The 15257-nt window shown below is 42.3% G+C and carries 16 protein-coding genes; 11 read left to right on the top strand and 5 right to left on the bottom strand.

The features are described from left to right. Window positions 1-18: 18 nt before the first annotated feature. Complete coding sequence (locus tag AB3N61_RS05885) at window positions 19-1839, bottom strand: S41 family peptidase (protein ID WP_036088583.1); 1821 nt, start codon at window positions 1837-1839, stop codon at window positions 19-21. Between the two features lie 97 nt (window positions 1840-1936). On the opposite strand from AB3N61_RS05885, the gene AB3N61_RS05890 reads away from it, so the two are divergent. Continuing rightward, the gene (locus AB3N61_RS05890; protein WP_367898727.1) at window positions 1937-2845 is read left to right on the top strand and encodes a hypothetical protein; all 909 of its coding nucleotides are present in this window, start codon (window positions 1937-1939) and stop codon (window positions 2843-2845) included. A 157-nt stretch (window positions 2846-3002) separates the two neighbouring features. On the opposite strand, the gene AB3N61_RS05895 is transcribed toward AB3N61_RS05890, so the two are convergent. Continuing rightward, on the bottom strand, window positions 3003-3749 hold the full coding sequence (locus AB3N61_RS05895) for a pyridoxine 5'-phosphate synthase (RefSeq protein WP_367898728.1): 747 nt from the start codon (window positions 3747-3749) through the stop codon (window positions 3003-3005). 113 nt (window positions 3750-3862) lie between these two features. Between AB3N61_RS05895 and AB3N61_RS05900 the strand changes: the two genes are divergently transcribed. From AB3N61_RS05900 to AB3N61_RS05935, 8 genes are all read left to right on the top strand, one after another. Further along, a complete protein-coding gene (locus AB3N61_RS05900; protein WP_020767923.1) occupies window positions 3863-4297 on the top strand; it encodes a TIGR02300 family protein in 435 nt (144 codons plus the stop codon). Window positions 4298-4318: 21 nt separating this feature from the next. Continuing rightward, window positions 4319-5194 (top strand): tRNA (adenosine(37)-N6)-dimethylallyltransferase MiaA, encoded by an 876-nt coding sequence (gene miaA, locus AB3N61_RS05905; protein WP_367899061.1) that lies wholly within the window; start codon window positions 4319-4321, stop codon window positions 5192-5194. Window positions 5195-5208: 14 nt separating this feature from the next. Continuing rightward, complete coding sequence (gene hfq, locus AB3N61_RS05910; protein WP_008592014.1) at window positions 5209-5460, top strand: RNA chaperone Hfq; 252 nt, start codon at window positions 5209-5211, stop codon at window positions 5458-5460. Further along, a complete protein-coding gene (locus AB3N61_RS05915; RefSeq protein ID WP_367898729.1) occupies window positions 5460-6335 on the top strand; it encodes a hypothetical protein in 876 nt (291 codons plus the stop codon). Before hfq ends, AB3N61_RS05915 begins: the two co-directional genes overlap by 1 nt. Next, entirely contained in the window at window positions 6336-7397 is a 1062-nt protein-coding gene (locus tag AB3N61_RS05920) for a mannose-1-phosphate guanylyltransferase (protein WP_367898730.1), read from the top strand. It abuts the gene before it with no gap. A 282-nt stretch (window positions 7398-7679) separates the two neighbouring features. After that, window positions 7680-8411: a hypothetical protein gene (locus tag AB3N61_RS05925; protein WP_020767994.1), complete on the top strand. Its 732-nt coding sequence runs from the start codon at window positions 7680-7682 to the stop codon at window positions 8409-8411. Window positions 8412-8420: 9 nt separating this feature from the next. Next, complete coding sequence (locus tag AB3N61_RS05930; protein ID WP_020767890.1) at window positions 8421-8885, top strand: chemotaxis protein CheW; 465 nt, start codon at window positions 8421-8423, stop codon at window positions 8883-8885. Beyond that, entirely contained in the window at window positions 8882-10792 is a 1911-nt protein-coding gene (locus tag AB3N61_RS05935) for a hypothetical protein (RefSeq protein ID WP_367898731.1), read from the top strand. Before AB3N61_RS05930 ends, AB3N61_RS05935 begins: the two co-directional genes overlap by 4 nt. Before the next feature lie 68 nt (window positions 10793-10860). Here AB3N61_RS05935 and AB3N61_RS05940 read toward each other — a convergent pair whose 3' ends face one another. The 3 genes from AB3N61_RS05940 to AB3N61_RS05950 form a co-directional block, all read right to left on the bottom strand. Further along, window positions 10861-11379, bottom strand: a complete 519-nt coding sequence (locus tag AB3N61_RS05940; RefSeq protein ID WP_036088576.1) for an LIC_12238 family plasminogen-binding lipoprotein — start codon at window positions 11377-11379, stop codon at window positions 10861-10863. Next, window positions 11376-11552 carry a hypothetical protein gene (locus tag AB3N61_RS05945; protein ID WP_020767970.1) on the bottom strand — a complete coding sequence of 59 codons (177 nt, stop codon included), beginning with the start codon at window positions 11550-11552 and terminating at the stop codon, window positions 11376-11378. The genes AB3N61_RS05940 and AB3N61_RS05945 overlap by 4 nt, the downstream gene beginning before the upstream one ends. Before the next feature lie 248 nt (window positions 11553-11800). After that, complete coding sequence (locus AB3N61_RS05950; RefSeq protein ID WP_020767934.1) at window positions 11801-12241, bottom strand: CBS domain-containing protein; 441 nt, start codon at window positions 12239-12241, stop codon at window positions 11801-11803. Window positions 12242-12590: 349 nt separating this feature from the next. Here AB3N61_RS05950 and AB3N61_RS05955 point away from each other — a divergent pair, with 349 nt between their 5' ends. Further along, window positions 12591-14084, top strand: a complete 1494-nt coding sequence (locus AB3N61_RS05955) for a response regulator (protein WP_367898732.1) — start codon at window positions 12591-12593, stop codon at window positions 14082-14084. Between the two features lie 116 nt (window positions 14085-14200). Next, window positions 14201-15256 carry a class I fructose-bisphosphate aldolase gene (locus tag AB3N61_RS05960; RefSeq protein WP_020767972.1) on the top strand — a complete coding sequence of 352 codons (1056 nt, stop codon included), beginning with the start codon at window positions 14201-14203 and terminating at the stop codon, window positions 15254-15256. The last annotated feature ends 1 nt before the right edge of the window (window position 15257 follow it).

Genomic DNA, 15257 nt, shown 5'->3' on the forward strand with positions numbered 1-15257 from the left:
AGCCGCCGAAATTTTAGATCATTTACGTTTTGTTCCCGTGTTTAGAAGTGCTTCTACGTAATCTATGGAGCGGATCAGCTGGAAATCAGGTTTGATCGGATCGTTCTTATGTTCTTGGATGAACTTCTCCGCTTGACCGTTTGCTTTTACGTAAGCCTCCAGTTTTTTCACGTCGAAATGGCTTTTTTCCTCTGCGGAAGAAGGTAGTTCCGGCAGGTGATTCCACATATTCTCTTCGCGATAATGGAATGGGAAACTGCCGTCTTCTTCGGAAGAGACTTCCACATCTGGTTTGACTCCGACAACTTGGATCGTATTTCCGGATGGCGCATAATATCTGGACTGAGTTAGTTTGATATAGTAAGCTCCGTTTCCTCTTAACTCTTGCAACTTTTGAACGGTTGCTTTTCCAAAAGATCTTTCTCCCAGAATTAAACCGCGTCCATGGTGTTTTAAAGCGGAAGCTACAATCTCGGAAGCGGAAGCGGATTTTGCATTGATCAGTACTGCTACAGGTAGATCGGTCAGATCTTTTTTACCTGCATTCGAATCTTCCGGGCTTCTGTTCGGGCTTTTTACGGAAACGATGAGTCCGTTGGTCACAAACATATCCGCAAGATCGATTGCCAGATCCAAATAACCTCCCGGGTTATTTCTTAGATCTAGAACCAAAGCTTTCAGTTTGGTTCCTTTGGCAGTGGATTGTTTTTCCAATTCTTTGAAATGTTGAACGAATTCCTTATCAACGGAAGGATCCGATTTTACGAAACCTGTTAGTTTGATGTAACCGATATAAGGATGATTGTCGATCAACTTGCTTGCGATATTTCGTATCTCGATCGTATCACGAATGACTTCGATCGTTAGAGTTCCTGCCACCCCTTTTCTGCGAATAGTTAAAACTACTTTGGATCCTTTTTTTCCTTTGATCCTTTCGACCACTTTGTCGAGTAACATTCCTTTTGTGGACTTACCGTCCACAGCTAGGATCACATCACCTGCACGGACACCTGCGTTAACTGCAGGTCTTCCTTCCAAGGGGTTTTCTACGATCACTTCCTTATTGCCGCCACCGCTTAAGATCGCACCGATCCCTTCGAAACTTCCGTCTTCGATCTTTGCCATGGATTCTTCCCAGGCGGCTTTTAAGAATACTTGGCTATGAGGATCTAAAGAAGAAAGATAACCGTTTGCAGCAGCTAGATACACGTCCTTGATGCTGAAAGGTTCCTTTTCTTTAGGGTCTTCCTCTCCGAACGGATCTTTAAGCGGAGGAGTGGTGTAGTTCTGTAAATTTTTTTCTAGGTATGCGAGGATACGATCGAAGTCTTTTTTAGAAAAGTTAGTCTGTTCCCACTTAGCCGTGAGCACTTTTTTGCGGACCTTCTCCCTTTCTACAAGCTTAAGGACCTCGTCATTGGAAAGTTTAGGTTTGTTTGCCTCTTCTTTCAGTTTTTTATCCCGGATCTTCTCTACTTCTTTATAGTCCGGATCGAATAGAACGAATTTATCTTCCGGAGAAAGTTTGAAAGATTTGCCCGGAAAAATATCATCCGCTTCTTCGTATTTTTCTCGATCGGTAAAATAACTTTCCGGATACAGATAGAGGCCATGAGGCAAAGATAGAAGTGCAAAAACCGCTGCGTCCTTGTAGGCGCGGTTTTTATCTATATTTTTATCTATATAGTTTCCCTCAACGGTCTTGACTACGCTGTCAAAATCTTTGAGAGTGAAATCTGCCGTGGTCTTGGAATTTCCGGAAGAAGGTTGGCAGAAGAAGATGCTCGTACATAAGATAACGGAGAGAAAGGATAAGGAGAAGGATCTCAAGCTTTTCAAATCGGGTCCTCTTTTTGCAAGGTTGATTTTCGATCATTTTCCACCTGGAACAAGCATTGTCAATCTATTCCCCCGAAAACTCTCATTCTATCGAGGTTTGGAAAAGTTCGGTATTTTTGGTTTTTTCTGTTTTGTGGGAACTTTTTACTGCACCTCGGTGTCCGTTCCTGGCGGTGGAAGGTTCGGTTCGGAACTTATACAAGAGCAAGCCATCCTAGATTTTTACGGAACCGAAGAAGAAAGAAAATCCTCTTTAGATTTACTAAAATCTTCCTGTAGATCCCTGAGAAAAGATAGGGGACTCTCCTGTTATAATTTGTCCGTTTTATACGATTCCTTAGGAGAAAAACAGTCCGCTTGGGAATATGCAGTCAGAGCAAGGAATGCTGATCCGAATGATCCACTTTACCAGGAACTTGCATTCTCTTCTTCCCTCCAATTGGAGTCCGAAAAGTCGGCACTTTTGGATCAGGAAGAAGTTTTGTATCAAACTGCAATTTCCGCATGCAAAAAAGGAAATATTGCGGAAGCTTCCGCCGCGATTTCCAAACTGATAGAGATACAGTCTATTTCCAAAGAATCCTTAACGAAAGGGATTTTTGCAGAATGTGGTGGACTGGATAAGGAACTCGTCTCTAAAGCAAAGCCGAACACTTTCAAACCTTCTTCCGAATATTATAAATTTCTGGAAAAGAACCATCCATACAGAAAGGTCTGGGACTTAAGCGGGGAATTCGGTAGGGCTCCGAAGGATATCATTTCCGGAAATAAGGCCACCCAATCCTGGAAAGAACTTAAAAAAGCGGTTTCCGCAAAAGACCAGATGTCCGCCAAAAAACACCTCTTAAGTTTCAAATCGCATCTGGAAGAATTGGCCAAAACAAACTCGGAGGCCTCTCTACTTTCCGCAAATTTAAAAAAGGCAGCCTTTTTATTACTCTCGGAAGATTCGAATTATTCTTCCTTCAAGAAACTTGCGAAGGAACTCTCGGAATCGCAAAAATAGGCGTTCGCACAGAGCACACTGAGATCACAGAGTTTATTTATCACGCAAAGGCGCTAAGAAAAGAAGGTACCAAAGTAATCCCTTCGCGGTCTTGGCGGCTTCGCGTGAAAACTCTTGGCGTCCTCTCAATGAACTCTGTGTTCTCCGTGCGAAATACTTAACTTAGCGCCTTTAAATATTCTTTCACTGAGGCTGCTAAACCGACTTCGAGCGCGTATGACATGAGTCTGTGGCCGATGGAAACTTCTTCTAGGCCGGGGAGGTGAGAGAAAAGAGGAAGATTGAAATGATCCAGGTCATGGCCTGCATTGATCCCGATTTTCTCACTTTGTAGGAACTCGGCGGCTTTTTTGAAAGATTCGAAAACCAATTTACCTTGTTCCGGAGAATGATCGAATGCATGTGCATAAGGCCCCGTATAAAATTCTACCCTGTCTGCTCCGGTATCTTTTACTAATTTAAGATTTTCTAAATCCGTTTCCATAAAGATAGAAACCCGGATGCCTGCATTTTGGATCTTTTGGATGTACGTTTTCAGTTCAGAGGAATCCTTTTTGAGATCGAAACCGTGATCGGAAGTGATCTCTCCCGGAGTTACCGGTACTAACGTGGCCTGGTCCGGTTTTGCTTCCAGAACAAGATCTAAAAACCGGGAGGAAGGTTCTCCTTCCATATTGTATTCTATCTTCTTCTTTTTATCCCGATTGTAGAGCGCAAGGAACTCCCTGAGATCGAATACGTCCTTCTTCTTGATATGCCTTTCGTCTTCTCTCGGGTGGACCGTAATTCCGTGAGCGCCGGATTCTACGATCAGTTTAGATAAATAGATCAGGTCCGGATGGTTTCCCCCTCTGGAGTTTCTTAAAGTAGCAATTTTGTTTACATTTACGCTCAGATGGACCATAAACCTCGTATTCCGAATCCAATTCTTAAAAAGTACAAGTTAGCGGAAACTAGATTTCTGAGTGCTTTTTCTGCTTGAATCGGAATAAGTGTCTTCCAGCATGGTCAATTCCGATGGCAACAGCTAAGAAAACGGCTAAGAAAAAAGCTGCACCGAAGTCCAAAACTCCGGTGAAAAAAAGCGCCCCTAAGAAGAAAACTCCTCCGGCAAAAAAGAAGGAAGCCCCTAGTGCAAGCAAACCAGCAGGCACTAAAAAGTCTTCGGCTTCTAAATCTTCCCTCAATCCTCTGGGCAAAAAGTTCACCTGTCATACTTGTGGAACCAAATTCTACGATCTAAACAAAGAAGTAAAAATCTGCCCTAAATGTGGAGCCGATCAAAGTAAACGTCCTCCTTCTAAATCAAGGGTCCGAGCGGCCAGAGTCGAAGAAGAAGAGTTTCCGGAAGAAAACTTAGATTACGATGCCGAAGTAGGTTTCGAAGAAGAAGAAGGTATTGTGGAAGAACCTCTGGAAGAGGAAGAAGACGAGGAAGAGGAGGAGGAATAGATTCCCCCTTTTCATCCCATTCTGATCATCACCGCTCCCACCGGGGCCGGAAAAACGGCTCTGGTGAGAGAACTGGACCCTTCTCGTTTTGAAATTATTTCCTTCGATTCTAGACAGATCTACAAAGAATTAAGTATTGGGACCGCAGCTCCCAGTCCGGAAGACTGCGAAAAAATCCCCCATCATCTGGTTTCCTTTCTTTCTCCTTCCGAAACCATAGACGCGGCAAAATTTGTAACAAAGGCAGAAGAAGCTCTGGATGATATCCTTTCCAAGGGGAAAATCCCTGTTTTAACCGCAGGAACAGGATTCTATTTGAATGCATTTTTGTTCGGAATGTTTCCCGTTCCGAAAATCACCGAAGAAGTAAGAGTGAAAGTGGAATCCCTAAGCATGGAAGAACGGATCCAAGAACTCCGAAAACTGGACCCAAAAGCTCTACAAAAAATCTTTCCGAACGATAACTACAGATACGGAAGAGCATTGGAAGTGAATTGGATGGGAACCATTTGGTCCGAACTGAAAGTGGAGGAGGGTAGCGGTGCCTTAATTTCCAGAAATTTGAATATACTCGGGGCCTTCTTCTTGGATCTGGACCGAAAAGAATTGTACGAAAGGATCGATTCCAGAGCCAAAAAAATGATAGAATCCGGAATGGCGGAAGAAGCGAAACGGGTCGCAGATAAATACGGGGAAGATTGTCCGGGGCTTCAGTCCTTAGGTTATAATTTCGCGCTTGAAAATATTAAAGGAACGTCCAATCTTGAGACATTCTTTGGGAATTTAAGCCAGTCCCATAGGAACTACGCCAAACGTCAGATTACTTGGTTTCGAAAGCAAAAAATATTGGAACCGATCCATCCGAAAGAAGCGTACGAAAAGATAAAAAAAATATAAACGGATAAAAATCTATGTCTGCTAAAAATAATATACAGGACCAACTACTCAATACGGCTAGAAAAGAAAAACTGGAATTGACCATCTATCTTTTAAACGGAGTTCCTTTAAAAGGGAAAGTGGTAAGTTTCGATAATTTTACGATAGTCCTTGAGCAGGAAAACAAGCAGAGTTTGGTGTACAAACACGCGATCTCGACGATCATTCCTTCCAAAGTAATCAAACTTTATACAGAAGAAGCCGCTAAAGAAGCTCCTTCCGCCTAATGTTCCGAAAGATAGGCCGGGTACTTTTCATTCTATTTATACTAGCGGGGATACTTACGGTATCCTATCCGCTTTTTTTTATAAAAGAGGGAGAGGCCTTGCTTGTCTGGGAACAGGATTCCAAGTTAGTTTCCTTTGTTCGTGGTCCGGGCTTTGCCTATGAACCGGCGGTGATCCAGTTCTGGGAAAAGTCCGTTCGTAAAGAATCCTTAAACTCTTTGGCTTTGGAGCTGGATATCCATCACGATCTTTCTTCCGGATTATTCTCCGAAAAATCGGAAGAAGGAAAGATCAGAGCGGAACTGGATCTATCCTTTCACTTAGAGGGAGAAGAATCCAAAAAGTTTTTTCTCTCCGGAGGAAAAACGGACCAAGGACGAGCAAGATATCTCTCCAATATATTCCAATCCAAACTGAGGGCAGGGATAGAGGACGAGAAAAATATCAATTTAAACAAAGATTCTATTTCCGCCTTCTTAAGAAACGATATCCTGAGAATTCTTTCGAATGAAGTGCCTTGGTTGAAGATAGAATCGGTGCGTATTATCAGTCTGGACATTCCGGATCCGATACTCATCGCAAACATATTCCGTAATCCTAACTATATTTTGGCTAAAAAGTTAGAAAAAATAGAAGCCTTAAAAAAGGCGGAAATCTACACAATACAAGAGGAAGCAAAACTTGCAGTTTCCAAAAAAAAATGGGAACAATATAAGGATTTTCTAAAGAAGAATCCCGATATGAAAGAGTTCCTACTTTACGATAATATCGGGGAGAATGTGGATGTTCTACTTCTTCCTTCCGATACCGTTTTTGGAGATCCGAAATCTTTGAGTAAGAAAAAGTCCGCCCCGAAACCTAAAGAGGTGGAATAAATGATACAAGACAAACCCGTAGTACTCATTATGGCGGGAGGAAAGGGGGAAAGATTCTGGCCTAGATCCAGGGTTTCCACTCCTAAACAACTCCAAAAAGTATATTCTAAAAATACTCTCTTAAAAGAGACTTTAAATAGAGCTTATACGATCACAAGTCCGGATCGGGTATTTATCGGAACAAACGCCACTTTAAAAAAAGCGATCCTTTCCCAGGAAAGAAGTTTCCCGGAGAATAATTTTATCATAGAGCCCGAAGGAAAAAACACAGCGCCTATCATCGCTCTTGCTTCTTTATATTTTCAAGAGAAGTTCGGAGATCCGGTTCAGGTGGTACTTTCCGCAGATGCTTGGGTGAATTCCGAAAAAGAATTTGCCAAGAGTATCCAAAAGGCATTAAAAGAAGCTGATGAACATCTTGTTTTATTAGGGATCAAACCGAATCGTCCGGAAGTAGGTTACGGTTATATCTCCGCCGGAAAGCCGACCAAACATGGGTTCGAAGTAAAATCATTCTTCGAAAAGCCGGATGTAAAAACCGCGATCAAGTATATTAAAAAACCGAACTTCTATTGGAACCCCGGGATCTTTCTTTGGAAGACAAGTCTGATCTTGGATGAGTTCGAAAAACATTCTCCTAAAATATTAAAACCTCTTAAGGATAGATTTCCTTTTAAAAAGATGGGTGATCTGGGAGAAGCATTCAAACTTCTTCCTTCCGAACCTGTGGATATTGCCATCATGGAAAAAAGCGCTCGTATCAGAATGGTAGAGGCGAGTTTTTCTTGGGACGATGTTGGCTCTTGGCTTTCTTTAGAAAGAGTATTGCCTGGAGACAACCAAGGCAATCGTCATATCGGGAAAGAAATACTATTTTATAAATCCGGAAACAACGTCACTCAAACTAGAAAAGAATTCACAGCACTACTCGGAGTGCAGGATATCGTTGTGGTGGAAGAGGAAGACGTTCTCTTTATCGCTTCTAAAGAAGGAATAGGTGATATCAAGAATATGGTAGCCGAGATCCGTAAAAATAAAGGTTTACAAAAGTATACCGAATAATTTCCTGGCAGGTTAGGAACAGAATCAGGAGAACCGAATGCCTTCCGGTAAAAAAAGAAAGCGAAGAAAGATCGCGACTCATAAGAGGAAGAAAAAAAGAAGACAGAATCGTCATAAGAAGAAAGGCAAATAAGATATATTTTTGATATCTAAAAGACCGGGAAATCGAATCGAAGACCCGGTCTTTTTCGCCTCCCTCCTAATTCGGGAACTCTCCCGACTCGGAATTAGCAACTATCAAAGCCTAAAGCAAAATTCGAAATTGGCCGATCTTGTTGCTGTATGGCCTCCTTCCAGGACTATTCTCTTTTAAGACGTTGGTGGAAACCTGAGTTTCCTCCAGCCAAAGGATATACTAAATCCTACCAAGCTAAAACTCCGGATGGAGATATTCTCCAAGCCGACTTTCATTTTCATGATCGTAAGATCAGGCTCACTTTGGAGGTCTCCGGTGAGAATGGACGTATTTACGTTTCCACCATTCGAGATGGGTCGATTTTAAAAGAAACCGACCTGACCACCGGTAGATCTTATCCGCTTTATTCCAGGTTTGCACCTTTTAGAGACTTATTATCTTCTCTTCCGGACAAGGATGCTTTACAGATATTAGGCGGGGCATACGGAGTTTCTCCGGAGCCGTTGGGGGGACCGGAGAGAAGGAGCCCTAAACCTTGGGAAATTTCTACCAAGTATGATCATATTTTCGGGATCGATCGAAATCCAAGGTCGTGGAAAAGATTTTTCCAAAGAGAGAAAAAAGAGCCCTTATGGACCAGGATCAAAAGAAGGATCTGGGGAGATCTCCAGGACTATTCCTTAGGGCTTGCATCCGCTCTGGGGATCTGGTATGCATACATGGATTTTTATTTGCTCGGATTTTCGCTCGCCGTTTTCGGTTTGCTTTTTGGCGGATTGGACTGGATACTGAGGAAACGCGATCCGCTTTTCTCGAAAGTTGCAATCTTTCTGGGTTCCGGATCGTATTTTTATTATTACGGATTCACCCGTTTCTAAGGAGGGGGAATGTCCGCCGAAATCGAACACCAGTACATTTTATTTAGCTTGGGAGAGGAAGAATACGCTCTTCCGATCGTTCTTGTGGATGAGATCATCAAGATCCATAACCTGGTCAAGGTCCCAAGATCCAAAAACTACTTTGCAGGTATCATGGATATCAGAGGTAAGGTAGTCAAGATGGTGGATTTGGGTGTGAAACTCAATATTCCTCATACTCACGAGCATGGTTACGATCGTGCAATCGTAGTAAAGATCGGCGGAGAATCCGTCGGTATCATAGTGGACAAAGTGGCTAACGTAGCTCTTTTTCCTCCGGAAACAATCAATCCTCCTCCTCCTTCTATCAAGGGAATTTCCTCCCGTTATATCACGGGTGTCGGTAAAAAGGACGATAGGTTCATCATCCTGATCGATATCGAAAAAATCCTAGGATCTGAAGAATTAGCGGAGTTGGGTGCCGGGGCGAAATGAAACAAACCCGCCTCGGACTGGGCGTGGTACTTCTGACCTTATTTTGGTCGGTAGGAGGCGTCCAAACGCAAGCGGATGAGCAGGACCAAAGATTAGATCCTGCAGGTATTTATACACTTCCTCATGAGATAATTCCTCCTGCGAGCCTTCGCACATTAAAGGAGAACTTACTCAATTCTTCCGAAACGGCTTCCGATCCGATCACATCTATTCGCCAGGTTTTAGATCCGTACTACGCTCAATTCGTGGATCCAAAAAGAACGGAAGAAGAAAGAAGGCTCGGCCGAATTTTTACCGAAAAAACGGATCGTAATAGTTTACGTTTATTGATCTTAAAAATGTTAGGAAAGATCACGGGGGGCCAACAACTTCGTGATTCTCCGATTCTATTCGAACTACATTGGTTGCTGAGCCAAGAATATTCCAAGAAAAAACAAAACTTCAAGGCATTGGAAGAAGCGTTAGCTGCACTTAGATACAGGGATTTTTCCCATACCGAAGAGGCATTTTCCAAGGAAGAAAGGCTCCGTGAATTGTACGATACGAACGAAGTAGAAAGAGCGAAAGAACATGCGAATGCAAAAAAAGAATTAGAAAAAGCGAATTTAGACCTTGAAAAAGCGAAGGATAGGATCCATCTTTTGGAAGCTGCTTCCGTAAGGGAGAAGGACCTGATCTTCGAATCCAATCCGCCTGCGAATGCCCGCAAAGTCACAGCAAACGATATCACTCTTGCAAAACAAGATCTAAAGAATGCGGACGAGGCACTCAAAAAAGCGGCAAACGCCTATAAGGATTCTTTCGAAAACAATTATTATCCGTTTTTTAAAAGAAAATCCAGAGAAGACGCAGAGACGGTTTTTACCTTAGCGAAGTTCGTAAAAGAATCGGAGAATGAGAATAAGGAAAGACTAAAAGTAGTCAATAAAACCTCTGTGAGCGGGCAGGGGATATTCGTTCTATTCGATTATAAAAGAAATACGGACTTCTTTGCATACGCCGCATTACTCGAGTTGGCATTTCGTTTAGATCCCGAATATTCACCGGTAGTTCTGGCCTTGGCGGAAGAGTTAAAGGCGTCCGGTAAAAAATCCAAGTCATTGGATTTTTTCTTAAAATATTTGGCTCTAGCCTTAAAAGAAAATAAAACTCCCTCGGAGATGGCTTACGTATATCGTGCGATAGCTTCTCTTCATACCGAACTCAAACAATATGTATTGGCTGCGGAGTTTTACGAAAAATATTATCAATCGGAACCTGATCCTAAGAAAAAAGGGATCTATGCATTCGAGCTTGGAAATTTTTTCGAAAGCAAACTGGGCAATTTAGAATCCGGAAAAAAATATTACGAGGATTGGCTGCAAATTCGAGAGCAGGAAAAGGCGACCGCTTCCGATCTATCATTTATCGATTCGCAAGAAAGGATCAGGATGGAGGTCCTTGCGTATTTAGGGATTTCTAAATTATATAGATACGAGAAAAAACCCCCTAAAGAAAAAGAGGAATTGATCAGATCCGTCCAGGCATACGATCGTCTCCGGGAAAATTTAAGATTAGAAGAAGAAAAATATTCCCTAGGGAAAAAGGAATTACTCCAGATCAAAAAAGGTCTCTTGGAAAGAACAAACGACCAGGACATGGCACAGTACCGGCTGAAAAGTTTGGAGATGGAAGAGTCCAAGGAAAAAATGGATATTATCCGAACCAAGTTGGATGCGTCTCCCGGACCGAGAGCGATGCAAAGATTATCCGTATTGTATGAATTCGAAAAAAATTACGGGGAATCCAAAAGAATGAACGAAGAGATCCTGAAAGTAGGGAATCAAACGGAGATCAATTTGGCTCTGAAAAATATAGAACGGATCAATAAAATTTTAGAGGATGGAATGCAAAGAGATCCGTATTAGGATCGGTTTGCTGGAGTTGCAACAACCGGTTTAAGTCGCGATGTAGGAACTCCAACGTGCGATGGCATTTATTGGTTTAAAGATTTTTTCGCTTTAGTGTATTTTTCCACATCGTCTATACCGGATTCTTTTTCTTCTTCCCTTTCTTCCGGTTCTATTACTCTGAATTCTACTTGATCGATCACTTCTCCCTCATAGGAGACTTTGATCAGATATTTACCTGCGATCAATTCTTGAAAACTGCCCGTGATGCTAGAACTGGAAAGTTCGGGCCTTTTGCGTCGTACTTCTATCTCGTTAAATCCCACCTGAAACCTACTCAGACTCACGTAGATCTCCGCTTCCGGGTTAGGCGTTCTGGAAAATTTGTAAAGATATACCAATGTTTTGTTCGTGGGAAAGATCAACTTTTCTCTCGTAAGGGTAAATTCCTGGACGGATGTAAATTTTTTCTCCAATAAACTTTGTTTTGTCTCATCAACCAAAGCCCAGCCGAATTCTCCGCTCATTCCCAAGCAGGAAAAAAAGAAGAAAGAATATAAAAAAATTATAAAATAGGAAAACCGTATATTCATTCCTGGAATCATTCTCCCTTTTCTACTACTCTTCCCTTATCGGAAATGTCTTTTTCTCTGGGAGAATATTCCCGGTCCGGAAACACAACTCTGAAACCGGAACCTTCATTCCTTTGTGGAAACATGAGTCTTTGTAAAAAACGATACGTTAAATATGCGAATAATATAATTAAAAGGAGTTTCATCTCTGTCTTTAGGTCCGATTTTAGCTCGACCTTTTAAGTCTATACTTACCGGAAAAGTGATTCCGGCAACCCGATTTCCAAAAAACAGAGTTGCGGGTTTGGGTAATGATATTACTTTTTAGGAAATAACGGGAATACCCGAATGTGAGCCACTTGCCCCCTGGATATAGTCCAGGCGGGGCATTTTTCTATACGATTCGAGAAGGTTCGGTAATCGAGAGAATCCCGGTCAGAAGGAAGAAACTGGATCAGATAAATCCGGACTCGCTATATATATAATTTTTTAAGTTTTTATTCTCTTCTTCCGTTTTCGCAATTTTGGCTTTAACAGCGTCCCCAATGGAGACAATTCCCACCAATCTGTTTCCATCCAAAATTGGCATGTGCCGGATCCTTTTTTTTAGCATAATGGAAAGTACTTCATCCACTTGATCGTTCGGCTGCATTGTAGTCAATGTGGTGGACATTAGATCCGCCACTGTCTTCTCGAATACCGCTTCCCGATCTGTCGAGGCGAAATGAAGTAAATCCCTTTCTGTAAATATACCGGCGAGTTTCCCTTCTTTTAGCACGATCACGGAACCTATATCATACTTGGTCATAAATCGGATCGCTTCCCAAACGGTGGTACTGGGCTCCACCGAGAGGATCTTTCGGTCCTTTTTCTCCAAGATATCTTTTACCAGCATGGCTACCTCTAGGCCCAAAGTGTAGTTTTGAGGGAGCTTCGATTCAAGGACTTTTTTTGGAAAAAAGAGGTCGGAACTATGACAAGCTTTTGGTTCTTTTAGTCGAATGAGCGGAAAAATGAGGACTAAAATTCGAAAAAGACAATAAAATAGGACTGTTTTTAAATCCGGAAAATTCGGCGATTTATTCCCGGATTTATTGATGATAAAATGGATCTAAACGAAAGTTTTGAAAATTCTGCGGAAACAATCATATTCCTAAAAAAGGATTTCCCAATTCGCTCCTAACGTGGGAGCATAACGGGAGAGCCGCAGTTTTTACCATCTCTGGAATATATTATTAGCGAACATGAGTTCTTCTTCAGAACAGCCGAATATTCTAATCGTCGAGGACGAGTGGCTTCTATCTTTCAACCTTCAAAAGACTCTTCAAAATTTAGGTTATAAGGTTGCGGGAGTTGCCGCAAACGGTCTGGACGCACAATCTATTTTTAAGGAAACCGATCCTGATTTGGTCCTTATGGATATCTCTATCGAAGGGGATATGGACGGGATCCAAACAGCACAACATATCCAAAGGATCAAAGACGTTCCGATCGTTTTTATGACTGCGTATACCGACGACTCCACGTTCATGAGGGCGATGGACGCGGCTTCTACCTATGCTTATATCACTAAACCGTTCCAAAATCATCAACTTAAGTCTTCGATTGAGATCGCACTTCGCCAACAAAAACGTTTGGGTATAGTCAAGGAAAGCGGTAAAGAATTTAAGAATGTGATCCAAAGTATTTCGGAAGGTGCAGTTTCTTTGGATGGAGATGGGAATATCATTTTTCTAAATCATTCCGCAGAGGAACTGACAGGTTGGACTTTGGAAGAGGCGCTTGGAAAACCGGGAGATGTGGTACTTTCTTTTATCCAAACCCAGATCGGTTCCGGAGAACATCCTGATAATCTCGGCCATAATCTCAGATATATTCCGGCAGTACTCGTAAGAAAGGACGATCGAAAGATCCGAGTGGGATTCAGAGTTTCTCCTATTCGGGACGAGGCAAATCGGATTGTAGGAAGTATCGTAACCTTCTCCGAATTGGACCTTTTGTCCGTATCCGAAAAAAGGATCTCGGAAATGGAGAAGGTGATCCAATCCGAAAAAAGATTGGAGTCCATCCAGAAATTGGCCGCAGGTATCGCCCATGAGATCAATAATCCACTTATGGGTGTGATCAATTACGGAAATATTATTCGGAACAAAAAGGATCTTCCTGCGGATATTCGAAATTATGCGAGAGTGATCATAGAACAAGGAGAAAGGATCTCCGGTATAATCCGAAATCTGATCTTATTCTCCCGTTCGGACAATGAAGAACCTAGTTGGTGTAAGCTGGACGATATTTTAGTCGGGGTGGAAGGGATTATCTCCGAATTATTAAAGTCTAAAAATCTGGAAATTTCCAAAAATATTTCCGACGATCTGCCGGATGTTTTCTTAAAACAGAATCAAATTAAAGAAGTATTATATTACCTTTTGTATTTTTATGCGGATGGGGTCGGTTCGGATCTAAAAGGAAGCACAATCTATTTTAATGCCGTGTTAGAAGATAATAAAACAGATCCGGGAAAGGACTTGGTCTTAAGACTTTCCGGGACCTTGAACGGAGAACTAGATCCTGAAAATGCCTTCCAACCTTTTGAGCGGATTCAATCCGATGACTCTAGGATAGGGATGGGGCTTTCCGTTTGTTATGGGATCATACAATCCAATCAAGGGAAACTGGATGTTCAAAAATCCAGCTCCGGCACTGATTTCCATATCCGCCTTCCTGTGCAGATAAAATAGGGGCTGTGCTTTAAGCTCACTCCGAGCCTGGGATTTCTTGCCGAAAATCGATGGAAATTTTGGGCTTCGCTCCAAAACTAGTCATCAGATCGATAAAACCAATAGGTATAACTGGAATGTTAGATAAAATCAAGAGCGCATTAGGTGCGGAAGCGGATTCTCTCTTAAATCATGTCTCTAAAACCATCCCCAAGGAAACCCTGACCATCCCTGGTCCGAATTACATTGACGAAATTTTTGCTAAGACCGACAGAAACAACTCTGTTCTTAAAAATTTCCAATCCATCTACAATACAGGGCGTCTTGCCGGAACGGGATATCTTTCCATCCTTCCTGTGGACCAAGGAATCGAGCATAGTGCTGGGGCATCTTTCGCTAAAAACCCTGCATATTTCGATCCGGAAAACATCGTAAAACTTGCAATCGAAGGTGGATGTAACGCAGTCGCTTCCACTCTTGGAGTTTTAGGATTGGTTTCCCGAAAATACGCGCACAAAATCCCTTTTGTAGTTAAGATCAATCATAACGAACTTCTAAGTTATCCGAACAAATTCGACCAGATCCTCTTTGCAAATGTGGAGCAGGCATTTGATATGGGAGCTGCTGCCGTAGGAGCTACTATCTATTACGGTTCCGACGAAAGTTCTAGACAGATCCAAGAGATCTCGGAAGCCTTTCATAGAGCTCATGAACTTGGACTTGTTACCATTCTTTGGGCTTATCTCAGAAACGATTCTTTCAAAAACGATAAGGCTGATTATCATATCGCAACCGACCTTACCGGACAAGCAAACCACTTGGCTGCAACCATCGAAGCGGATATCGTAAAACAAAAATTACCTGAGACCAACTTGGGTGGATTTAGAGATCTGAAATTCGGCAAAAAAGACGATAAGATGTACACCGATCTTTCTTCCGAGCATCCGATCGATATGGCTAGATACCAAGTAGCCAACTGTTATATGGGTAAGATCGGTCTGATCAACTCCGGCGGACCTTCCGGTTCCAACGATTTAGGCGACGCAGTCAAAGCTGCAGTCATTAACAAAAGAGCAGGTGGAATGGGACTTATTTCGGGAAGAAAGGCATTCCAAAAGCCGATGAAAGACGGAGTTGCATTGTTAAACGCCATCCAAGACGTTTATTTGTCCAAAGACGTAACGATCGCATAAG

The sequence above is a fragment of the Leptospira sp. WS58.C1 genome (assembly GCF_040833995.1).
GTDB lineage: Bacteria > Spirochaetota > Leptospiria > Leptospirales > Leptospiraceae > Leptospira_B > Leptospira_B cinconiae.

Coding starts and splice junctions, on each gene's coding strand:
- AB3N61_RS05895 (WP_367898728.1), bottom strand. CDS start 3,749: ATGGTCCATCTGAGCGTAAATGTAAACAAAATTGCTACTTTAAGAAAC.
- AB3N61_RS05900 (WP_020767923.1), top strand. CDS start 3,863: ATGGCAACAGCTAAGAAAACGGCTAAGAAAAAAGCTGCACCGAAGTCC.
- hfq (WP_008592014.1), top strand. CDS start 5,209: ATGTCTGCTAAAAATAATATACAGGACCAACTACTCAATACGGCTAGA.
- AB3N61_RS05915 (WP_367898729.1), top strand. CDS start 5,460: ATGTTCCGAAAGATAGGCCGGGTACTTTTCATTCTATTTATACTAGCG.
- AB3N61_RS05920 (WP_367898730.1), top strand. CDS start 6,336: ATGATACAAGACAAACCCGTAGTACTCATTATGGCGGGAGGAAAGGGG.
- AB3N61_RS05925 (WP_020767994.1), top strand. CDS start 7,680: ATGGCCTCCTTCCAGGACTATTCTCTTTTAAGACGTTGGTGGAAACCT.
- AB3N61_RS05930 (WP_020767890.1), top strand. CDS start 8,421: ATGTCCGCCGAAATCGAACACCAGTACATTTTATTTAGCTTGGGAGAG.
- AB3N61_RS05935 (WP_367898731.1), top strand. CDS start 8,882: ATGAAACAAACCCGCCTCGGACTGGGCGTGGTACTTCTGACCTTATTT.
- AB3N61_RS05940 (WP_036088576.1), bottom strand. CDS start 11,379: ATGATTCCAGGAATGAATATACGGTTTTCCTATTTTATAATTTTTTTA.
- AB3N61_RS05945 (WP_020767970.1), bottom strand. CDS start 11,552: ATGAAACTCCTTTTAATTATATTATTCGCATATTTAACGTATCGTTTT.
- AB3N61_RS05950 (WP_020767934.1), bottom strand. CDS start 12,241: ATGCTGGTAAAAGATATCTTGGAGAAAAAGGACCGAAAGATCCTCTCG.
- AB3N61_RS05955 (WP_367898732.1), top strand. CDS start 12,591: ATGAGTTCTTCTTCAGAACAGCCGAATATTCTAATCGTCGAGGACGAG.
- AB3N61_RS05960 (WP_020767972.1), top strand. CDS start 14,201: ATGTTAGATAAAATCAAGAGCGCATTAGGTGCGGAAGCGGATTCTCTC.